At 73.7% G+C, this 17289-nt stretch carries 14 protein-coding genes; 11 read left to right on the top strand and 3 right to left on the bottom strand.

The features are described 5' to 3' along the window. The first annotated feature begins 63 nt into the window (after positions 1-63). Entirely contained in the window at positions 64-2556 is a 2493-nt protein-coding gene (locus ACIO9J_RS13580) for a thioester reductase domain-containing protein (protein ID WP_401997313.1), read from the top strand. Further along, positions 2553-3647, top strand: coding sequence for an alpha/beta hydrolase (locus ACIO9J_RS13575; RefSeq protein ID WP_401997310.1), 1095 nt, complete (start codon positions 2553-2555; stop codon positions 3645-3647). The genes ACIO9J_RS13580 and ACIO9J_RS13575 overlap by 4 nt, the downstream gene beginning before the upstream one ends. Positions 3648-3725: 78 nt before the next feature. Here ACIO9J_RS13575 and ACIO9J_RS13570 read toward each other — a convergent pair whose 3' ends face one another. Then, a complete protein-coding gene (locus tag ACIO9J_RS13570; RefSeq protein WP_401997307.1) occupies positions 3726-4628 on the bottom strand; it encodes an alpha/beta fold hydrolase in 903 nt (300 codons plus the stop codon). 108 nt (positions 4629-4736) lie between these two features. Between ACIO9J_RS13570 and ACIO9J_RS13565 the strand changes: the two genes are divergently transcribed. Then, positions 4737-5198: a hypothetical protein gene (locus tag ACIO9J_RS13565; RefSeq protein WP_401997304.1), complete on the top strand. Its 462-nt coding sequence runs from the start codon at positions 4737-4739 to the stop codon at positions 5196-5198. Positions 5199-5316: 118 nt separating this feature from the next. After that, positions 5317-6315 carry a TIGR03842 family LLM class F420-dependent oxidoreductase gene (locus ACIO9J_RS13560; RefSeq protein WP_401997301.1) on the top strand — a complete coding sequence of 333 codons (999 nt, stop codon included), beginning with the start codon at positions 5317-5319 and terminating at the stop codon, positions 6313-6315. 25 nt (positions 6316-6340) lie between these two features. Here the strand turns inward: ACIO9J_RS13560 and ACIO9J_RS13555 are convergent, their stop codons facing one another. Then, complete coding sequence (locus tag ACIO9J_RS13555; protein WP_401997298.1) at positions 6341-7222, bottom strand: class I SAM-dependent methyltransferase; 882 nt, start codon at positions 7220-7222, stop codon at positions 6341-6343. 188 nt (positions 7223-7410) lie between these two features. Here ACIO9J_RS13555 and ACIO9J_RS13550 point away from each other — a divergent pair, with 188 nt between their 5' ends. The 3 genes from ACIO9J_RS13550 to ACIO9J_RS13540 are packed head-to-tail and all read left to right on the top strand — an operon-like array spanning position 7411 to position 10130. Continuing rightward, positions 7411-8682: a sensor histidine kinase gene (locus ACIO9J_RS13550; protein WP_401997295.1), complete on the top strand. Its 1272-nt coding sequence runs from the start codon at positions 7411-7413 to the stop codon at positions 8680-8682. Continuing rightward, complete coding sequence (locus tag ACIO9J_RS13545) at positions 8679-9347, top strand: response regulator (RefSeq protein WP_401997292.1); 669 nt, start codon at positions 8679-8681, stop codon at positions 9345-9347. The genes ACIO9J_RS13550 and ACIO9J_RS13545 overlap by 4 nt, the downstream gene beginning before the upstream one ends. Before the next feature lie 51 nt (positions 9348-9398). Then, on the top strand, positions 9399-10130 hold the full coding sequence (locus ACIO9J_RS13540) for a DUF4232 domain-containing protein (RefSeq protein WP_401997289.1): 732 nt from the start codon (positions 9399-9401) through the stop codon (positions 10128-10130). Here ACIO9J_RS13540 and ACIO9J_RS13535 read toward each other — a convergent pair. Beyond that, positions 10096-11160, bottom strand: a complete 1065-nt coding sequence (locus tag ACIO9J_RS13535) for a biotin/lipoate A/B protein ligase family protein (RefSeq protein WP_401997287.1) — start codon at positions 11158-11160, stop codon at positions 10096-10098. The genes ACIO9J_RS13540 and ACIO9J_RS13535 overlap by 35 nt on opposite strands. 156 nt (positions 11161-11316) lie before the next feature. Between ACIO9J_RS13535 and ACIO9J_RS13530 the strand changes: the two genes are divergently transcribed. From ACIO9J_RS13530 to ACIO9J_RS13515, 4 genes are all read left to right on the top strand, one after another. After that, on the top strand, positions 11317-13158 hold the full coding sequence (locus ACIO9J_RS13530; RefSeq protein ID WP_401997284.1) for a gamma-glutamyltransferase family protein: 1842 nt from the start codon (positions 11317-11319) through the stop codon (positions 13156-13158). A gap of 105 nt (positions 13159-13263) precedes the next feature. Then, positions 13264-14091 carry an inositol monophosphatase family protein gene (locus ACIO9J_RS13525; protein ID WP_401997281.1) on the top strand — a complete coding sequence of 276 codons (828 nt, stop codon included), beginning with the start codon at positions 13264-13266 and terminating at the stop codon, positions 14089-14091. Positions 14092-14265: 174 nt separating this feature from the next. Further along, complete coding sequence (locus ACIO9J_RS13520) at positions 14266-15675, top strand: phytoene desaturase family protein (RefSeq protein ID WP_401998579.1); 1410 nt, start codon at positions 14266-14268, stop codon at positions 15673-15675. 104 nt (positions 15676-15779) lie between these two features. Then, positions 15780-17285: an AlkA N-terminal domain-containing protein gene (locus tag ACIO9J_RS13515; protein ID WP_401997278.1), complete on the top strand. Its 1506-nt coding sequence runs from the start codon at positions 15780-15782 to the stop codon at positions 17283-17285. Positions 17286-17289 lie beyond the last annotated feature (4 nt).

The raw sequence follows: 17289 nt of genomic DNA, 5'->3' as shown, positions 1-17289 counted from the left end.
CGGGCCCGGTGGGCCGGACAGGGAAGCGCACGCCAGGAGAGGGAAATCGAGGAGAGGCAGCTCATGGGGGACGCGGACGTGGACGTGAATATGAACGCGAACGACGAGGATCCGGCGGCGCGCGGGCTGGCCGAGACCGGGCAGCGTACGACGGGCGAGTCGATCGAGCGGGGTGGCGGCGGCATCGGGGTAGCAGGGCTGCTGGCGAAGGTGGGGGCGACTGCCTCGAAGGTGGCGGCCGCCGGGAGCGCGGCTGCTGGGAACGGGGCTTCCGGGGACGCTGTCTCCGGGGACGCCCCTGTTGGGAGTGCCGCCTCAGGGAACGGGGCTGCTGGAACCCTGGCCGAAGCCATCTCCGCGATCGCCGCCCGCTTCCTGCCGGGCGTTCCCATGGGCCCCGACACTGACTTCTTCGACGTGGGCGGCACCTCGGTCGACGCGGTGGAGCTCGTCGCCGCGCTCTCCCGCGAGATCGGCGTCGAGGTCGGCCTGGACGACGTGTTCGCCGATGCCAGACCGCGCAGGCTCGCCGAGCGGACCCTCGCGCAGGACCCCGCGTACGCCCCGTCGCCCGCTTCCTTGCATGCCGCCTCCCACGTGGCTCCTCACGTGGCCCCCGAAGCGGCTCCGCACGCGCCTTCCCACACCCCCGCGACGCACCCCCCGCACCTGCCGATCCCGGCCGCCCGGCCCCTGCCGGTCCCCGCCGCCCCCGCCCCCGCATCCGCCCCCGACGAGGACCTCGCCCTCGTCCTCGCCGATCTGGCCCGCGCCGACACCCTGCCCTGGGCGCGCCGACCCGAGCCCGTCGCGCCGCGCCGGGTCCTGTTGACCGGGGCGACCGGCTTCCTCGGTGGGCACATGTTGCTCGATCTGTTGCGGCACAGCGACGCCCACGTGGTGTGTCTGGTGCGCGCGGCCGACGAGGAGGCGGGGCTGGCGCGGCTCGGTGCGGCGCTGAGCGGGTTCTCGTTGCCGTGGTCGTCGGAGATCCGCAGGCGCGTGACCGTGCTGCCGGGGGATCTGCGCGAGCCGCGGCTCGGGCTCACGGAGGAGCGGTGGCGGGCGCTGGCCGACGAGGTCGACTCCGTCGTGGGGGTGGGCGCCGCCGTGGACTTCCTGCGGGGCTACGCGTCGCTGCGCCGCAGCAACGTGGCCGGGCCGCTCGCCCTCGCCGAACTGGCCGCGGCGGGACGGCCCAAGCCCCTGCACCACATCTCCTCGATCGCGGTCTTCAACGAGGTCGGCATCGAGTCGATGGGCGAGGACGACCCCGTCGCGCACATCGACGCGCTGGCCGCCGGGTACGACAAGTCGAAGTGGGCCGCGGAGGCCGCGCTGCGCAGGGCCCGCGAGCACGGACTCGTGGTCACCATGCTGCGCCCCGGCGGCATCGGCGGGCACACGAAGACCGGCGCGGGCAATCCGCAGGACCTGAGCAGCGGCATGATGTCGGCGTTCAGCAGGTTCCGTACGGTGCCGGGGTTCCGCTACATCAACGCCGCCCCGGTCGACTGGGTGAGCCGGATCGCGGTCGCCGTGGTGTGCGAGCCGGACGCCTGGGGCTACAACTACAACCTGACGGGCGTGCCGAGCGCCCTGTCCGACGTGGTGCGCGACATGAAGTTCGCCGGGATGAACGTCCGCGTGCAGGACTGGGACGAGTGGCGCCAGGACGTCGTACGCCGCCTGAAGGCGGAGCCCGTGCCCGAACTCGACTTCCTGGCAAGGGTGTTGGAGAGCCCCACGGCGAGGAAGCTGTGCGAGGCGACACTGAAGGGGCCCGCCGTCACCTGCGAGCGCACCGAGGCGTTCGTCGCCGAACAGGGGCTGCCGGCCGCCGTACGGTACGGCATGCGCGAGCAGACCGAGGCGTTCGAGCGGCTCGCGCGCGACGGCCTCGCCCGGCTTCCCGACCGGTCCGACCCGCCGTACCTGTGGTTCCCCGAGACGATGGAAGGCGCGCTCGGCCCGGTCGGCGCGAGCGCCGACAGCCGCTGCACGCTGTCGCTGACCCTGTCGATCGCGAGCATGTACCAACTGGTGCGCGAGCGCCGCGTCGACGTCCGCGGCGAGCTGTCCTGCCCCCTGCTGCACCCCGAACCCCTCGTGGTGGAGCGGGGCGACCTGTGGGTCCGCCCCGAGGAGGGCATCCCGCTGGAGCACGGCATGCGCCACCCGCTGCTGCGCTACCGCTTGCTGCTGCGCGACGCCGACGGCCGTCAATGGTGGCTGGAGGGAAGGAAGTTCGCCCGCGCGCGGCGTGACCTGTGGCGCCAGACGCGCGCGCTCAGCGTACGGCTCGGGCGCGAGGGGCAGCCCGCGACGCTGGCCGGCGAGGTCGTCGTGCCCTCCGACAGCTATGTGCGCGACCAGGTCGACGGCATCCGGGTCGACCCGCGCCTGTCGGGCCAGGAGAAGCGCGTCGCCAAACTGACCTGGCTCGCCTGGTTCGGCCTGGAGATCGGCCGCGGCCTGCTCGCCCCGTTCGCCCGGGTCGGCGCCGACCTGCTCGACCTGCGCGGCACCACGACACCGACGGAGCGCACCCGATGACCACCACCTCGCGAGCCACCCTGCGGCCGCTGTACGCACGCCTCGACGACGCGTCCGTGGAGGAGATCCCCTTCCACGCGGGCGACGGCACCAAGTTGGGCCTGACCCGGGTCACCAGGGGCCACCAGGACCGCCCCGCCGTGCTCCTGCTGCACGGGCACACCGCATCGTCGGACATGTTCACGCAGCCCGAGACCCGCAACCTCGTCGAGGTGCTGCTCGACGAGGGGTACGAACCGTGGCTGCTCGACTGGCGGGGCAGCTGCCGCCTGCCGTACAACGAGACGGGCCGCAGATACACGTACGACGACGTCGCCCTCTACGACATCCCCGCCGCCGTCTCGTACATCAGGCAACGGACCGCGGGACGCCCGCTGTTCGCGGTGGCGCACTGCATCGGCGCGCTCTCCCTGTCGATGAGCATGACCGCGGGGCTCGTGCCGGGACTCGCGGGTGTCGTCGCCCAAGGCGTGTTCCTCACGCCGAAGCTCGCCGGGCGCACCTCGCTGAAGATGTCGGTGGCCGGTGAGCTGTTCCGCTCCCGCTTCGACCACATCCCGGTGGACTTCCGCAAGGTCGGCTTCCGGTCGCGGTACACCGCGCTGTTCGCGCTCGCGTCGCGCGGGGCGAGCTGCCCCGACCCCACCTGCCAGATCCTGTGCAACTCGGCCTGGGGCGTGGGTGCTTCGCTCTACGAGCACGACAACCTGTCGTCCGCCACGCACGACCGCTTGGCCGAGCTGCTCGGCCCCGCGCCGCTGTGGATCCTGCCGCACCTGCGCCGCGTCACCCTGGCGCGCAGCGTGGTGCGCTGGAACCAGGACGACCACCGCTACCGCGCGCTGCCGGAGAACGCCCTGGACCGGGCGTCCGTGATCGATACTCCGGTGCTGCTGCTCTCCGGCAGCGAGAACGGCATGTGGCTGGACTCGCAGAAGCTCTGCCGCGACGTACTCGCCGCCCGCCAGCCCCAGTTGGACGTGCGGTACACGGAGATCCCGGGGTACGGCCACTTCGACGCGTTCGTCGGCAGGGGAGCGGCCCTCGACGTGTTCGGGCACATCCTGGAGTTCCTCGGCGAGCGGGCGTGACGGGTGTAGTGAGCGTGACGGGCATGACGGAGCGCGGGACCTGGCCGGGTCCCGCGCGTCGGTCGGGCCGGGGCGCGCTCAGTCCGCCGCGGGGACCGCGTCGGGCCGCGTCCCCGGGCGCCCCTCGGCGGCCGGGCCGTGCTCGACGAAGTCCAGTACGGCGCGCACCACTTCGGGGTCGCCGAGGATCCTGCGGTGGCCGAGGCCCTGCGTGGTGATCAGCCGCGCCTGGTCGCCGAAGGCCGCGGCGATCCCGCGCCCCTGGGCGACGCCGATCCGGGTGTCGTCCTCGTCGTGCACCACGAGGACCGGCGCCGTGATGACATCGGTGGCGTGCGAGACGGAGAACGGCATGCGGTCGGCGGGCACGCCCGGGAAGAGGTCCTTGCCGATCCGGGTCATCAACTCGCCCTTGAGGGAGGGTCGGAGCTTGAGTTCCGAGCAGAACTCGTCGACCAGGTACTCGAAGTCGCAGACCCCGCTGATGGCGACGATCCGCTCCGCCTTCACCCCCTCCTTGAGCGCGTAGAACGAGCCGAGCGCGCCCAGCGAGTGCGCGACCAGGGCCTCGAACGTGCCGTACTGGTCGTGGAGTTCGGTCAGGATGCTGCGGTACTCCAGGATGGTGGTGCTGCGGCCCGTGCCGTCGCCGTGGCCCGGCGCGTCGAAGGTGACGACGCTGTAGCCCCGGTCGAGCAGTCCGCCGATGAAGTCGCTGAAGCGCGAGCCGCGCGACTGCCAGCCGTGCACGAGCAGGACGGGGCGCTCGCCGGTGCCCCACCGGTAGGTCACCGCGGACTTGCCGTTGACGCGGACGCGCCCGCGGTGCGCGGCGTCGAACAGTTCGCGCTCCGCGGAGCGCATCTTGCTCCGGGCCAGCGGCATGTGGAACAGGGCGTAGGCGCCGGTGCCCGCGAGCCGCCCCGAGACGCGGGAGACGGTGTTGAGGGTCGTACTCACAACTGCCTCGGTGGGGTCCATGTCCAGTACTCCTCGGTCGGCGGTAGCAGGAACGTGGTATATTAGCACGACCGTCCGTGCTTTTATATTCAAGGGTTCACGGACCCGAGCGCACATGAGGGGAACGCCATGCCGTCCACCATCTGGTTCGCGCCATGGACGTCGGGACCGGCGGCGGAGGCCGCGCGGGGCGAGGACGTGACGGGCGCCGCCGTCGTCAGCGTCACCGAGTTCACCCCGCACCGGCCGTGGACCGCGGTCGGCGTCAACATCGCGGGGGCCGTCCTGCGCAAGTCCTGGGGCGATGTCACGGGCGCCCTCGGGCTCTGGCTCTGGGTGGACCCCGACCCCCGCCGCCCCCGCTCGGGGTCGGTCTCGGTCTGGCGCGAAGGGAAGGACCTCCAGGGCTTCGTGGCGCGCCACGACCACCTGCGCGTGATGCGCTCGTATCGTGACCGGGGCACGATGCGCTCGGCCCTGTGGGAGACCGCGCGCTTCGACGCGGAGGCGACACGGGCGGAGGTCCGGTCCTTCCTCTCCGGGCGGTCGCCGTGGCCGCGCGATCCCGCCGTACGAGGTGGGCGCGCGTAGACGCCCTCTTGCCACGGCCCCGGAACGGGTCCAGGATCGTCCCTCCCGCGGGTGGTCGCCGAGGCGTCGCACCGCACGGGAGTGCGCGAGCTCAGTACCTGAACGAGGAGGTCCTGCCGTGGATTTCGGCCTTGTGCTCCAGACCGACCCGCCCGCTTCGACGGTCGTCGAACTCATGCAACGCGCGGAACGCAACGGCTTCCGCTACGGGTGGACGTTCGACTCCGCGGTGCTCTGGCAGGAGCCGTTCGTCGTCTACAGCCGCATCCTGGAACACACCGAGCGGCTGATCGTGGGACCCATGGTCACCAACCCGGGGACCAGGACCTGGGAAGTGACCGCCTCCACCTTCGCCACCCTCAACGACATGTACGGCAACCGCACCGTCTGCGGCATCGGACGCGGCGACTCCGCGATGCGCGTGGCCGGGCGCAAGCCCAACACCCTGGCCCGGCTCGGCGAGGCCATCGACGTCATCCGCGATCTCGGCGAGGGCCGCTCCGCCGACGTCGGCGGGCAGACGCTGCGGCTGCCGTGGGTGCGCGAGGGGAAGCTGCCGGTGTGGATGGCGGCGTACGGGCCCAAGGCCCTCGCCCTCGCCGGGCAGAAGGCCGACGGGTTCATCCTCCAGCTCGCCGACCCCTACCTCACCGAGTGGATGATCAAGGCGGTGCGGGACGCGGCGGCCGAAGCGGGCCGTGACCCGGCCGACGTGAAGATCTGCGTCGCCGCGCCCGCCTACGTGAGCGACGACCTCGCGCACGCCCGCGAGCAGTGCCGCTGGTTCGGCGGCATGGTCGGCAACCACGTCGCCGACCTCGTCGCCAAGTACGGCGAGCATTCCTCGATGGTGCCCGAGGCCCTCACCGAGTACATCAAGGCCCGCGAGGGCTACGACTACAGCCACCACGGCCGCACCGACAACCCCGACACCGCCTTCGTCCCCGACGAGATCGTCGACCGCTTCTGCCTGGTCGGCCCCGTCGCGTCCCACCTCGAACGCCTGCGGGAACTGCGCGACTTGGGCGTCGACCAGTTCGCGCTGTACGCGATGCACGACGCCAGGGAGGACGTCATCGACGCGTACGGCACGCGGATCGTCCCCGCGTTCGCGTGACCGCACCCGGAGCGTGCGGCGCCGGTCAGGTGCGCGGGCGCACCGCGGTCACCAGCCAGACCGCCGCCCGCATGCGGACGCCCGCCGGGGTCGCGTAGGGGCGCAGGGTGTCCTCCGCGGCCACGCGTTGGGCGAGGGAGAGGGTGCGGCCCGGGGTGCGGGTCAGGAGGAAGTCGACCGCGTCCGAGGGGTCGCGGCCCCAGTGGGTCTCGACGGTCAGCGGGGTGACGCTCACGTCGTCGTACGCGGCCAGCGACCCGCGGATGTGGTCGGGGTCGGAGAGGGAGGCCATGGCGGTGCGGGCGTCGGCGGTGTCGGGGGCCGGGGCGGTGCCGGTGGGCTCGCTCGCGTCGAGCAGATCGGACAGCAGGGCGAGAGCCGTGGACTCCTCCGTGCCGGCGTCGCCCTTGAGCCGCGGGCAGGCGAAGACCAGGCGGCCGCCGGGCATCAGGGCGCGGGCGATGTTGTCGAAGGCCGCGGCGTGATCGGCGAAGAACATCACGCCGCCCCTGCTGATCGCCACGTCGTACCCGGCCACGGGGAACGGGTACGTCTGCGCGTCGGCCTGCTGGAACGTGACGTTCCTGACGCGCTCGGCCTTGGCCCGTGCCCGGGCGCGTGCCAGGAGCGGCGCGGAGATGTCGACGCCGACCGCGTTGCCGAGGCCCGCGAGCCGGGCCGCCGTGCGCGTGACGGTGCCCGCGCCGCAGCCGATGTCCAGGACCCGGTCGCCGTTGCGGAGGGCGGCCGCTTCGAAGAGGCGGTCGTCGAGCGCGGAGCTCATCGCGTCGTAACGGTCCTGCTGTTCGGCCCAGTGGTGGCCCAACGGGCCGTTCCAGAGCTCTTCCTGACGGGCATTCGGATTCGCGGTGGCGGTCGTGGCGGTCGTGGTCACGGTGGTCCTCATGGTCGCTCCCTCTGCTGTCCGGGTACCGATGCTGGCCGCGAGGGGTACCCCCGGTCGTCGTACACGGGAAGGGAGTTAGGCCTACCTCACCCGGGCCGCGCCTCGACGGGACTACTCCCGTGGGAGTAGCCGGGGAGGGGTCCGTGCGGGGGACGCCGTTGTCGGTGGCGGCGGTTAGGGTGCGGAGCATGAAGGGGGCCGGGGCGCGGGACGCCCACGCAGTTCCGGGGTGGCGCGGGCCGGCCGCCGACGTGACGCTCGGCGTCCTCATGGCGGCGCTCGTGATCGTCGCGTCGGCGTACCAGGGCGAGGCGACCGCCGTCGACTACGCCCTCCTGTGCGCCGGTTCCCTCGCGCTCACCGCGCACCGGTCCCTGCCCCGCGTCGTGCTCGCCGTCACCACGGCCTGCCTCACCGGCTTCGTGCTGCACACCGAGCCCAGTGCCACGGCCGCGTTTCCGGTGCTCGGCGCGGTGCACATGGCCGCCCACCGGGGGCACCGCGGCGCGGGCCTCGCCGCGAGCGCCGTGTTCCTCGTGGGGTTCTTCGCGGCGGACCCGGGGGACCCCGGCATCGTCGAGCGGACCCTGCTGCTCGCCGGGTGGTTCGTGTGCGCGCTCGCCATGGGCGTCGCGGGCAAGACCTGGCAGGCGTATCTGCGCCAGACCGAGGAACGCGCCCTGGAGGCCGAGCGGACCCGCGAGGAGGCGGCGCTGCGCAGGGCGGGCGAGGAACGCCTGCGGATCGCGCGCGAGCTGCACGACTCGCTCACCCACAGCATCTCGATCGTCAAGCTCCAGGCGGGCGTCGCCGTGCACTTGGCGCGCAAGCGCGGCGAGGAGGTGCCGCCCGCGCTGCTCGCCATCCAGGAGGCGAGCGGCGAGGCGATGCGTGAACTCCGCTCCACGCTTGAGGTGTTGCGCACCGACGAGCCCACCGGGAGTCCCGCCCTGCTCGTGGAGCGGGCCCGCTCGGCGGGGCTCGCGGTCGAGCTGACGGTGACCGGGCGCGAGCGCCCCCTCTCGCCGGAGCTGGACAGGGCCGCCTACCGCATCGTGCAGGAGTGCCTGACCAACGCGGCGCGGCACGCGGGCGGCTCGGCGCTCGTGCGGGTGCGCATCGGCTATGGGGAAAGGGAGTTGGGGATCCGGGTGGAGGACGACGGGGCCGGTGACGCGGCGCGCCCGCCGGTGGAGGGCACCGGCCTGACCGGGATGCGGGAGCGCGTCGCGGCCCTGGGCGGTGCGCTGTCGGCGGGGCCGCGCGCGGAGGGCGGGTTCGCGGTCCGGGCCGAACTGCCGCTGGACGGGCGACTCGACGGCATGCCGGACCGAACCTCGGACGGAACGCCCGGCGTGCGGCTCGAAGCGCGGATCGACGGGAGCGCCGGCCAGGTCGCCGGAAGCGCCGCGAGCCCCGGACCGGTCGGCGGGCAGCGGCTCAAGGGAGCGGCGCAGTGATCCGCGTCGTGCTCGTCGACGACCAGGCCCTGATGCGCGCCGGCTTCAGGGCGCTGCTCGACGCGGAGGACGGCATCGAGGTCGTGGGGGAGGGCGCCGACGGCGCGGAGGGCGTCGCCGTCGTACGCGAGCAGGTGCCCGACGTCGCGCTCCTCGACGTGCAGATGCCCGTGATGACCGGCATCGAGGCCACCCGCAGGATCGTCGCCGAACCACGCCTGGCCGCCGTGCGCGTGGTGATCCTCACCAACTACGGCCACGACGAGTACGTCTTCGATGCGCTGCGCGCCGGGGCCAGCGGATTCCTGCTCAAGGACACCGAGCCCGCCGCCCTGTTGCAGGGCATCGAAGTCGTCGCGCGCGGCGAGGCGTTGCTCTCGCCCTCGGTGACGCGCAGCCTGATCGGCGAGTTCGTCGCCCGGCCCCCCGACCGGACGAGCGCGCCCGGCCTGGAGACCCTCACCCGGCGCGAGCGCGAGGTGACCGCCCTGGTCGCACGCGGTCTCACGAACGAGGAGATCGCCGCGCACATGGTCATCAGCCCGTTCACGGCCAAGACCCATGTGAGCCGCGCGATGACCAAGCTGGCCGCGCGCGACCGGGCCCAACTGGTCGTGTTCGCCTACGAGTCGGGCCTGGTGACGGCGAGGAACGGCGAGGTGTAGACCGAATTGCCCCGAAACCGTGCTCCGCGACCGTCATGGCATGATCGCGGCGTGACCGTCATACCGAGACCGCTCAGACATGCCGTGGCCCTGTCGGCGACCGCGCTCCTCGTGGCCGGCTGCGGGCTGTCCGCGGAGCTCGACCGCGAGGCGAACCCGGAGCGCGAGCCGACGGCGACGGACACCGGGTCCGGGCCCGGGTCCGCGGGGCCAGCCCCGACCGCATCGGCCTCCCACGGCCCCGAGGACGTGGAGCTCGGCCCCGACGCGCCTGCCACCGGCACCCCGCGCTGCCCGAAGTCCGGTGTGACGATGTCCCCCGGCATGGTGACCGCGACGATGGGCCTGCGCGCGATGTCGGTGACCGTGACCAACTGCGGCAAGGGGACGCGGCAGCTCAACGGCTACCCGGACATCCGCGTCCGCGGCGTGGACAAGCAGCTGTTCCGCGTGAACGTGCTCAAGGGCACCGAGCCGGTCACCACCATGGACGACCCCGGACCGCGCCGGGTCACCCTGAAGCCGGGCGAATCCGCGTACACCTCGCTGGTCTGGCGGTACTCGGCCGTCGACGCCGCCACCCTCGCGGGCAGCGGCGTCTATGTGGAGATCGGCACCGGCAAGGGCGCGGCCCGGCAGACCATCGAGCCGGACGGCGGCCTCGACATAGGCGAGACGGGCATGCTCGGCACCACCGCCTGGCAGCGCAGCCCCGAGGACGAACTGGCCGGGCGCCCCGGCGACCGGCCTACGGCACCCGCGCCGTCCACTCCGGCGAGCTGAACTTCGTCGCGGCGAGATCCCGCGCCCGCGCCAGCTCCTCGTCGGTGACCTTGCCGTCCGTCAGGCCGTACCGCCCGCGGAAGGAGTCGATCATCCGCTCGATGACCGCCTCGCGCGGCAGCCCCGTCTGGCGACGCAGCGGGTCCACGCGCTTCTTGGCGCTCTTGGTCCCCTTGTCGGACAGCTTCTCCTTGCCGATGCGCAGCACCTCCAGCATCTTGTCCGCGTCGATGTCGTACGACATCGTCACGTGGTGCAGCACCGCGCCGGGGCCGCCGCCGGGCGCCACCATGCGCTTCTGCGCGGCCCCCGCGATCTTCCCCGCGTCCGTCGCGATGTCGTTCAGCGGCTGGTACCACGCCTTGATGCCCATGTCGGCGAGTGCGCCGAGCACCCAGTCGTCGAGATAGGCGTAGCTGTCCTGGAAGGAGAGCCCCTGGACGAGGGCCTCGGGCACGGACAGGGAGTACGTGATGGTGTTGCCGGGCTCCACGAACATCGCGCCGCCGCCGGAGATCCTGCGGACGACGTCGATGCCGTGCCGGGCCGCGCCCTCCGGATCGACCTCGTTGGCGAGCGACTGGAAACTGCCGATGATCACCGAAGGGGCGCCCCACTCCCACACGCGCAGCGTCGGCGGGCGCCGGCCCGCCGCGACCTCCTGGGTGATCACCTCGTCGAGCGCCATGTGCAGGGCGGGCGCCTGCGGGCCCTCGTGCACGAGCTGCCAGTCGTAGTCGGTCCAGTCCGTCGCGTGCGCCAGGGCGCGGCGCACCGCGACGCCGATCCCGTCCGACGTCAGGCCGTACATCACGGTGCCCTCGGGGAGCGCCGCCTCGATCCGGGCGGCGAGGCCCGCGGTGTCCGTGTCGGCGGGGGCGCCGTCGAGCGCTCCGTTGATCGCGTCGAGCGCCTCGTCGGGCTCCAGGAAGAAATCACCGGCCACGCGCGTGTGCCGCAACGCGCCGTCCTCGACGTCCAGATCCACCACGACGAGCTTGCCGCCGGGGACCTTGTACTCACCGTGCACCGTGCTGCCTCCATGCCCAGGGGTCGGTTCGGCCTGCCGCGGCCGTTCCGAATTATTCCTTACGTCGACTGTGTCCTGTCAGGGCGCCGACCGTGTCCTGCCCGGGGCGGACGATCGCCCGGCGGGCGCCTCGCCACCGGCGCTAGCCTGCGGATCATGTTCACGACGCGTCCCACACTCCAGGGCACCTTCGGCATGGTGTCGTCCACCCACTGGCTCGCCTCCCAGTCCGCGATGGCCGTCCTGGAGGACGGCGGCAACGCCTACGACGCGGCGGTCGCCGCCGGGTTCGTGCTGCACGTGGTCGAGCCGCACCTCAACGGGCCCGCGGGCGAGGTCCCGATCATCCTCGCGCCCACGGGCGGAGAGGTGCGCGTGCTCTGCGGCCAGGGCCCGGCCCCCGCCGGGGCCACCGTGGCCCACTACCGCTCGCTGGGGCTCGACCTGGTGCCCGGCACCGGACCGCTGGCCGCCGCGGTGCCCGGCGCCTTCGACGCCTGGCTGCTGCTCCTGCGCGACCACGGCACGAAGACGCTCGCCGACGTCCTGAAGTACGCCATCGGGTACGCGGAGGACGGGCACGCGCCCGTGGAGCGCGTCGTGGAGACCGTGGCGACGGTCCGCGAACTCTTCGAGCGGGAGTGGCCCACCTCCGCAGACGTCTATCTGCCGGACGGCGAACCGCCGCGCACCGGCGAGCTGTTCCGCAATCCGGCGCTCGCGGCCACCTGGCGACGGCTCATAGCCGAGGCGCGGGAGACGGCGGCGGCCGACGGGGGCGGCCGGACCGCGGAGATCGACGCCGCGCGCGAGGTCTGGCGCACCGGCTTCATCGCCGAAGCGCTGGTGCGGCAGGCCGGGCGGCCCACCATGGACACCAGCGGACAGCGGCACACCGGGACGCTCACGGCGGACGACCTGCGCGACTGGTCCGCGGGGTACGAGGCCCCCGTCACCTACGACTGGCACGGCTGGACGCTGTGCAAGGCAGGCGCCTGGAGCCAGGGGCCCGCTCTCCTCCAGCAGTTCGCCCTGCTGCCCCGCGCGATGACGGAGCTGCCCGCGTACGGCTCCGCCGAGTACATCCATCTCCTGGTCGAGGGCTGCAAGTTGGCCATGGCCGACCGCGAGGCCTGGTACGGGGACGCGGGCGGCGGGGCAGGGGACGTGCCCGTCGCCGAGCTCCTGTCGGCCGAGTACAACGCCCTGCGGCGACGGCTCGTCGGCGAGAAGGCCTCGCACGAGCTGCGCCCCGGGAGCCCCGGCGGACGCGAGCCCAGGCTCTCGGCGCACGCCAGGGCGGTGGCCGCGGGGGAGCGGCCGCACGCCGACGCTGCGGGCGGCGTCGCGGCAGCGGGGGCGGGCGAGCCGACCGTGGCGGGCGACGGCGGGACCCGCGGCGACACCTGCCACCTCGACATCGTGGACCGCTGGGGCAACATGATCTCGGCGACGCCCAGCGGCGGCTGGCTGCAGTCCAACCCCGTCGTGCCCGAGCTCGGCTTCCCGCTCGGCACCCGGCTCCAGATGGCGTGGCTGGAGGAGGGGCTGCCCAACTCGCTCGCCCCCGGACGGCGGCCGCGGACCACGCTCTCGCCGTCCCTCGCGCTCAAGGACGGCGTGCCGGTGCTGGCGTTCGGCACCCCGGGCGGTGACCAGCAGGACCAGTGGCAGGTGCACTTCTTCCTGGGTGTGGCGCTGCGGGACGCGGTGCGCGGCGGCCTCGACCTGCAAGGCGCGATCGACGCCCCCAACTGGCACACCGACGCCTTCCCCGGCTCCTTCCACCCGCGCGAGATGCACGCGGGCAGCCTCACGGTCGAGTCGCGCACGGACCCCGAGGTGGTGGCGGAGCTGCGGCGGCGGGGGCACGACGTGACGGTGGGAGGACCGTGGTCGGAGGGGCGGCTGTGCGCCGTGGCGCGCGATCCGCGTACCGGTGTCCTGTCCGCGGCGGCCAATCCCCGCGGGATGCAGGGGTACGCCGTGGGGCGGTGAGAGAGTGGGCGGGCGACGGGGAGCGGCACGGGAGGTTCACCGTGAGGTAAGGGGGCGTTCAGGTGGGGCGTACGGGATGTCAGTGGGGCGTGCTCTCATGGACGCATGATCGAAAAGTTTCTGATGCACGGCGTGCACGGCGTTGAAGAGGCCCTCCGCAAGGCCGCCGCGGCCGAGGTCATGCCCCGGTTCCGGCAGCTCGCGGAGGGCGACGTGGTCGAGAAGTCCGGGCCGCACGACGTGGTCACGGTCGCCGACCGCCGCGCCGAGGAGCAGCTGACCGCCGACCTCGCCGCGCTGCTCCCCGGCTCGGTCGTGGTCGGCGAGGAGGCGGTGCACGCGGACCCGACGCGGTACGAGGCGATACGCGGCGCGGCCCCGGTCTGGATCGTCGACCCGGTCGACGGGACCCGGCAGTTCGTGAACGGCGACCCCGGCTTCTGCATGCTGGTCGCCCTCGCGGTCGACGGCGAGGTCCAGGCCTCCTGGACGTACGCGCCCGCGCTGGACGAGTTCGCGGTGGCCATCCGCGGCAAGGGCGCCCTGCTCGACGGGCGGCCGCTGGTCGCGGGCTCGCCCGAGCCCGGCGCGGACATCGAAGTGGCCACCTCGCACCCGGACTTCACCACCGACGACCAGAAGCGGGCGCTGAGCGGGCTGCGCACCGAGGGCGTGCGGCCGCGGCCCTGCGGCTCGGCGGGTCTCGAATATCTCGCCATCGCCAAGGGCGAGTTGGACGCGGTCGCCTTCTCCTGGGAGCTGGCCTGGGACCACGCGGCGGGTTTGCTGCTCGTCGCCGAGGCCGGGGGCGCCGACCTGACCCTGACGGGCGAGCCGTTCCGGATAGCCGGCGGCAACGCGCTGCCGTTCACCGCCGCGCGCGACGCCGCCACGGCACGGCGTGTACGGGACCTCCTCGCCGGCCCGGCCTGAGCGTCCGCACGGGACGCCCGGAGCGTCCCGGCGGGCACGAACTGAACCGCACGGGCCGCAGGGCCGGGGGCCCGCGCCCGCCCAGGGGGACCGCGCCGACCGCGGCGGAGGTGCCCCGGCCTATCCTGGGCGCCAGTGGCCATCGGCTGACGAAGGAGTCCGAAGGTGCCGTCGATGCTTGATGCCGTCGTCGTGGGGGCGGGACCGAACGGGCTGACCGCCGCCGTCGAGCTGGCCCGCCGCGGCTTCTCCGTGGCCGTCTTCGAGGCCAGGGACACGGTGGGGGGCGGTGCGCGCACCGAAGAGCTGACGCTGCCCGGCTTCCGGCACGACCCCTGCTCCGCCGCCCACCCGCTGGGCGTCAACTCCCCGGCGTTCCGCGCCATGCCCCTGGAGCGGTACGGCCTGGAGTGGCTGCACGCCCCGCTGCCGATGGCGCACCCCTTCCTGGACGGCACCGCCGCCGTGCTCTCGCGTTCCATCGCCGAGACCGCCGCCTCGTTCGGGCCGCGTGACGCGGGGGCCTACCGACGCCTGGTGGAGCCCTTCGTCGGCAAGTGGGACGTCCTGCTGCGGGACTTCATGTCGCTGCCGCTCAGCTCCCTGCCCCGGGACCCCGTCACGCTGGCCCGGTTCGGGCTCGCCGGTCTGCCGCCCTCGACCTGGCTGATGCGGCGCTTCCGCGACGACCGCGCACGCGCGCTCTTCGCCGGTCTCGTCGCCCATGTCATCGCGCCCCTCGACGGCATTGTCACCGGCGGCGTCGGCATGGTCTTCGCACTGGCCGCGCACGCCCGCGGCTGGCCGGTCGCGCGCGGCGGCTCGCAGTCCATCTCCGACGCGCTCACCGCGTACCTGAAGGACCTCGGCGGCACCGTCCACACGGACTACGAGGTCAAGCGGCTCGACGACCTGCCGCCCGCCCGCGCCTATGTCTTCGACACCTCGCCGACCGCCCTCGCCAGGATCGCCGGCCTCGGCCGCGCCTACGAGGGCTACCGGTACGGGGCGAGCGTCTTCAAGGTCGACTACGCCCTCGACGGACCCGTGCCGTGGACCGCCCAGGAGCCGCGCACCGCGGGCACCGTCCAGATCGGCGCGAGCAGCACCGAGATCGGCGCCGCGCTGCGCGCCGCGTCGCGCGAGGGCCGCGCCCCGGACAAGCCGTTCCTGATCACGGTCCAGCCCAGCGTCGTCGACCCTTCGAGGGCCCCGGCGGGCAAGCACGTCTTCTGGGCGTACGGCCACGTCCCGGGCGGCTGGGACGGTGACCTGACCGAGGTGGTCGAGCGGCAGCTGGAGCGCTTCGCGCCCGGCTTCCGCGACCGCGTCCTGGCCCGCGCCACCGCGGGCCCGCCCGAGCTCGCCGCGCGCAACGCGAACTACGTGGGCGGCGACATCGCCTGCGGAGCCGCCAGCGGACTCCAGCTGCTGCTGCGCCCCAAGCTCTCCCTCTCCCCGTACCGCACCCCGCACCCCGCCGTCTTCATCTGCTCCTCGGCGACCCCGCCGGGACCCGGTGTGCACGGCATGTCGGGGCACAACGCGGCGAAGGCGGTCTGGAAGCGGCTCAGGAGCGCGTGAGCGGGCCGCCCGAGGGCGGCGGGGGCGTGCACGGGTCCTGGTGACGCGAGGTTGATGTCGGATTCTCGCCAGCCCGGACGGTCGGGATCGACGATCCTTGAGGCATGCACACCGACACCGAGCGCTGCGTGCGCGCCGTTCAGTCGAAGGACGCCCGCTTCGACGGATGGTTCTTCACGGCCGTCACCACCACACGGATCTACTGCCGTCCCAGCTGCCCGGTCGTGCCGCCGAAGGCCGAGAACATGACCTTCTACCCGAGCGCGGCGGCCTGCCAGCAGGCCGGGTTCCGCGCCTGCAAGCGGTGCCGCCCCGACAGCAGCCCAGGCTCGCCCGAGTGGAACCAGCGGGCCGACCTGGTGGCCCGCGCCATGCGGCTGATCGGCGACGGAGTCGTCGACCGCGACGGCGTCCCCGGTCTCGCCGCCCGGCTCGGCTACAGCGCCCGGCAGGTCGAGCGCCAGCTGCGCGCCGAGCTCGGCGCGGGACCGCTCGCGCTCGCCCGCGCCCAGCGCGCCCAGACCGCGCGGCTGCTCATCGAGACGACCGCGCTGCCCATGGCGGAGATCGCCTTCGCCGCGGGATTCGCCTCGATCCGCGCGTTCAACGACACCGTGCGCGAGGTCTTCGCGCTGGCCCCCGGCGAGCTGCGCGCCCGAGCGCCGAAGCGCGGCGGTGCCCCGGCGGGCGCGGCCGCGGCCGTGGCCGTGTCGTCAGGGGCCCCCGGCGTCCTCTCGCTGCGGCTGCCGTTCCGCAAGCCGCTCAACCCCGACAACCTCTTCGGGCACCTCATCGCCACCGGCGTGCCCGGCGTCGAGGAGTGGCGCGACGGGGCGTACCGGCGCACCCTCTCCCTCCCCTTCGGGCACGGCATCGTCGCGCTCACCCCGCACCCCGACCACATCGGCTGCCGGCTCAGCCTCACCGACCCGCGCGACCTCACCATCGCCATCAGCCGCTGCCGCCGCATGCTCGACCTGGACGCCGATCCGGCCGCCGTGGACGGCCAGTTGAGGCGCGATCCGCTGCTCGCGCCGCTCGTCGACAAGGCGCCGGGACGACGCGTGCCCGGCACCGTCGACGAGGCGGAGTTCGCGGTGCGCGCCGTGCTCGGGCAGCAGGTCTCCACGGCCGCGGCCCGCACCCACGCGGCCCGCCTCGTCACCGCGCACGGCACGCCCGTCGACGACCCCGACGGCGGCCTCACCCACCTCTTCCCCACTCCCGGCCAGCTCGCCGCGCTCGACCCGGAGACCCTCGCCCTGCCGCGCAGCCGCCGCGCCACCCTGACCACGCTGGTGGGCCGCCTAGCCGACGGCAGCCTCAAGCTCGGCGCCGAGAGCGACTGGGAGGAGTCCCGCGCCCGGCTGGCCGAGCTGCCCGGGTTCGGCCCCTGGACGGTCGAGGTGATCGCGCTGCGGGCCCTCGGCGACCCGGACGCCTTCCTCGCCTCCGACCTCGGGATCCGGCGCGCCGCACAGGAGTTGGGCCTGCCGCACACCCCGGCCGCGCTCACCGCGCGCGCCGCGGCCTGGCGCCCCTGGCGGGCGTACGCGGTCCAGTACCTGTGGGCCATCGACGACCACCCGATCAACTCCATCCCCGCGTAAGGGA

Origin of the sequence: Streptomyces sp. NPDC087300, assembly GCF_044744425.1 — a bacterium.
GTDB lineage: Bacteria > Actinomycetota > Actinomycetes > Streptomycetales > Streptomycetaceae > Streptomyces.
This window is presented reverse-complemented; position numbering and strand designations above follow the sequence as displayed.

Bases quoted from the DNA above. Each gene is read 5' to 3' on its own strand.
- ACIO9J_RS13550 (WP_401997295.1), top strand. From the start codon at position 7,411: ATGAAGGGGGCCGGGGCGCGGGACGCCCACGCAGTTCCGGGGTGGCGC.
- ACIO9J_RS13525 (WP_401997281.1), top strand. From the start codon at position 13,264: ATGATCGAAAAGTTTCTGATGCACGGCGTGCACGGCGTTGAAGAGGCC.
- ACIO9J_RS13530 (WP_401997284.1), top strand. From the start codon at position 11,317: ATGTTCACGACGCGTCCCACACTCCAGGGCACCTTCGGCATGGTGTCG.
- ACIO9J_RS13575 (WP_401997310.1), top strand. From the start codon at position 2,553: ATGACCACCACCTCGCGAGCCACCCTGCGGCCGCTGTACGCACGCCTC.
- ACIO9J_RS13520 (WP_401998579.1), top strand. From the start codon at position 14,266: ATGCTTGATGCCGTCGTCGTGGGGGCGGGACCGAACGGGCTGACCGCC.
- ACIO9J_RS13580 (WP_401997313.1), top strand. From the start codon at position 64: ATGGGGGACGCGGACGTGGACGTGAATATGAACGCGAACGACGAGGAT.
- ACIO9J_RS13565 (WP_401997304.1), top strand. From the start codon at position 4,737: ATGCCGTCCACCATCTGGTTCGCGCCATGGACGTCGGGACCGGCGGCG.
- ACIO9J_RS13555 (WP_401997298.1), bottom strand. From the start codon at position 7,222: ATGAGGACCACCGTGACCACGACCGCCACGACCGCCACCGCGAATCCG.
- ACIO9J_RS13515 (WP_401997278.1), top strand. From the start codon at position 15,780: ATGCACACCGACACCGAGCGCTGCGTGCGCGCCGTTCAGTCGAAGGAC.
- ACIO9J_RS13570 (WP_401997307.1), bottom strand. From the start codon at position 4,628: ATGGACCCCACCGAGGCAGTTGTGAGTACGACCCTCAACACCGTCTCC.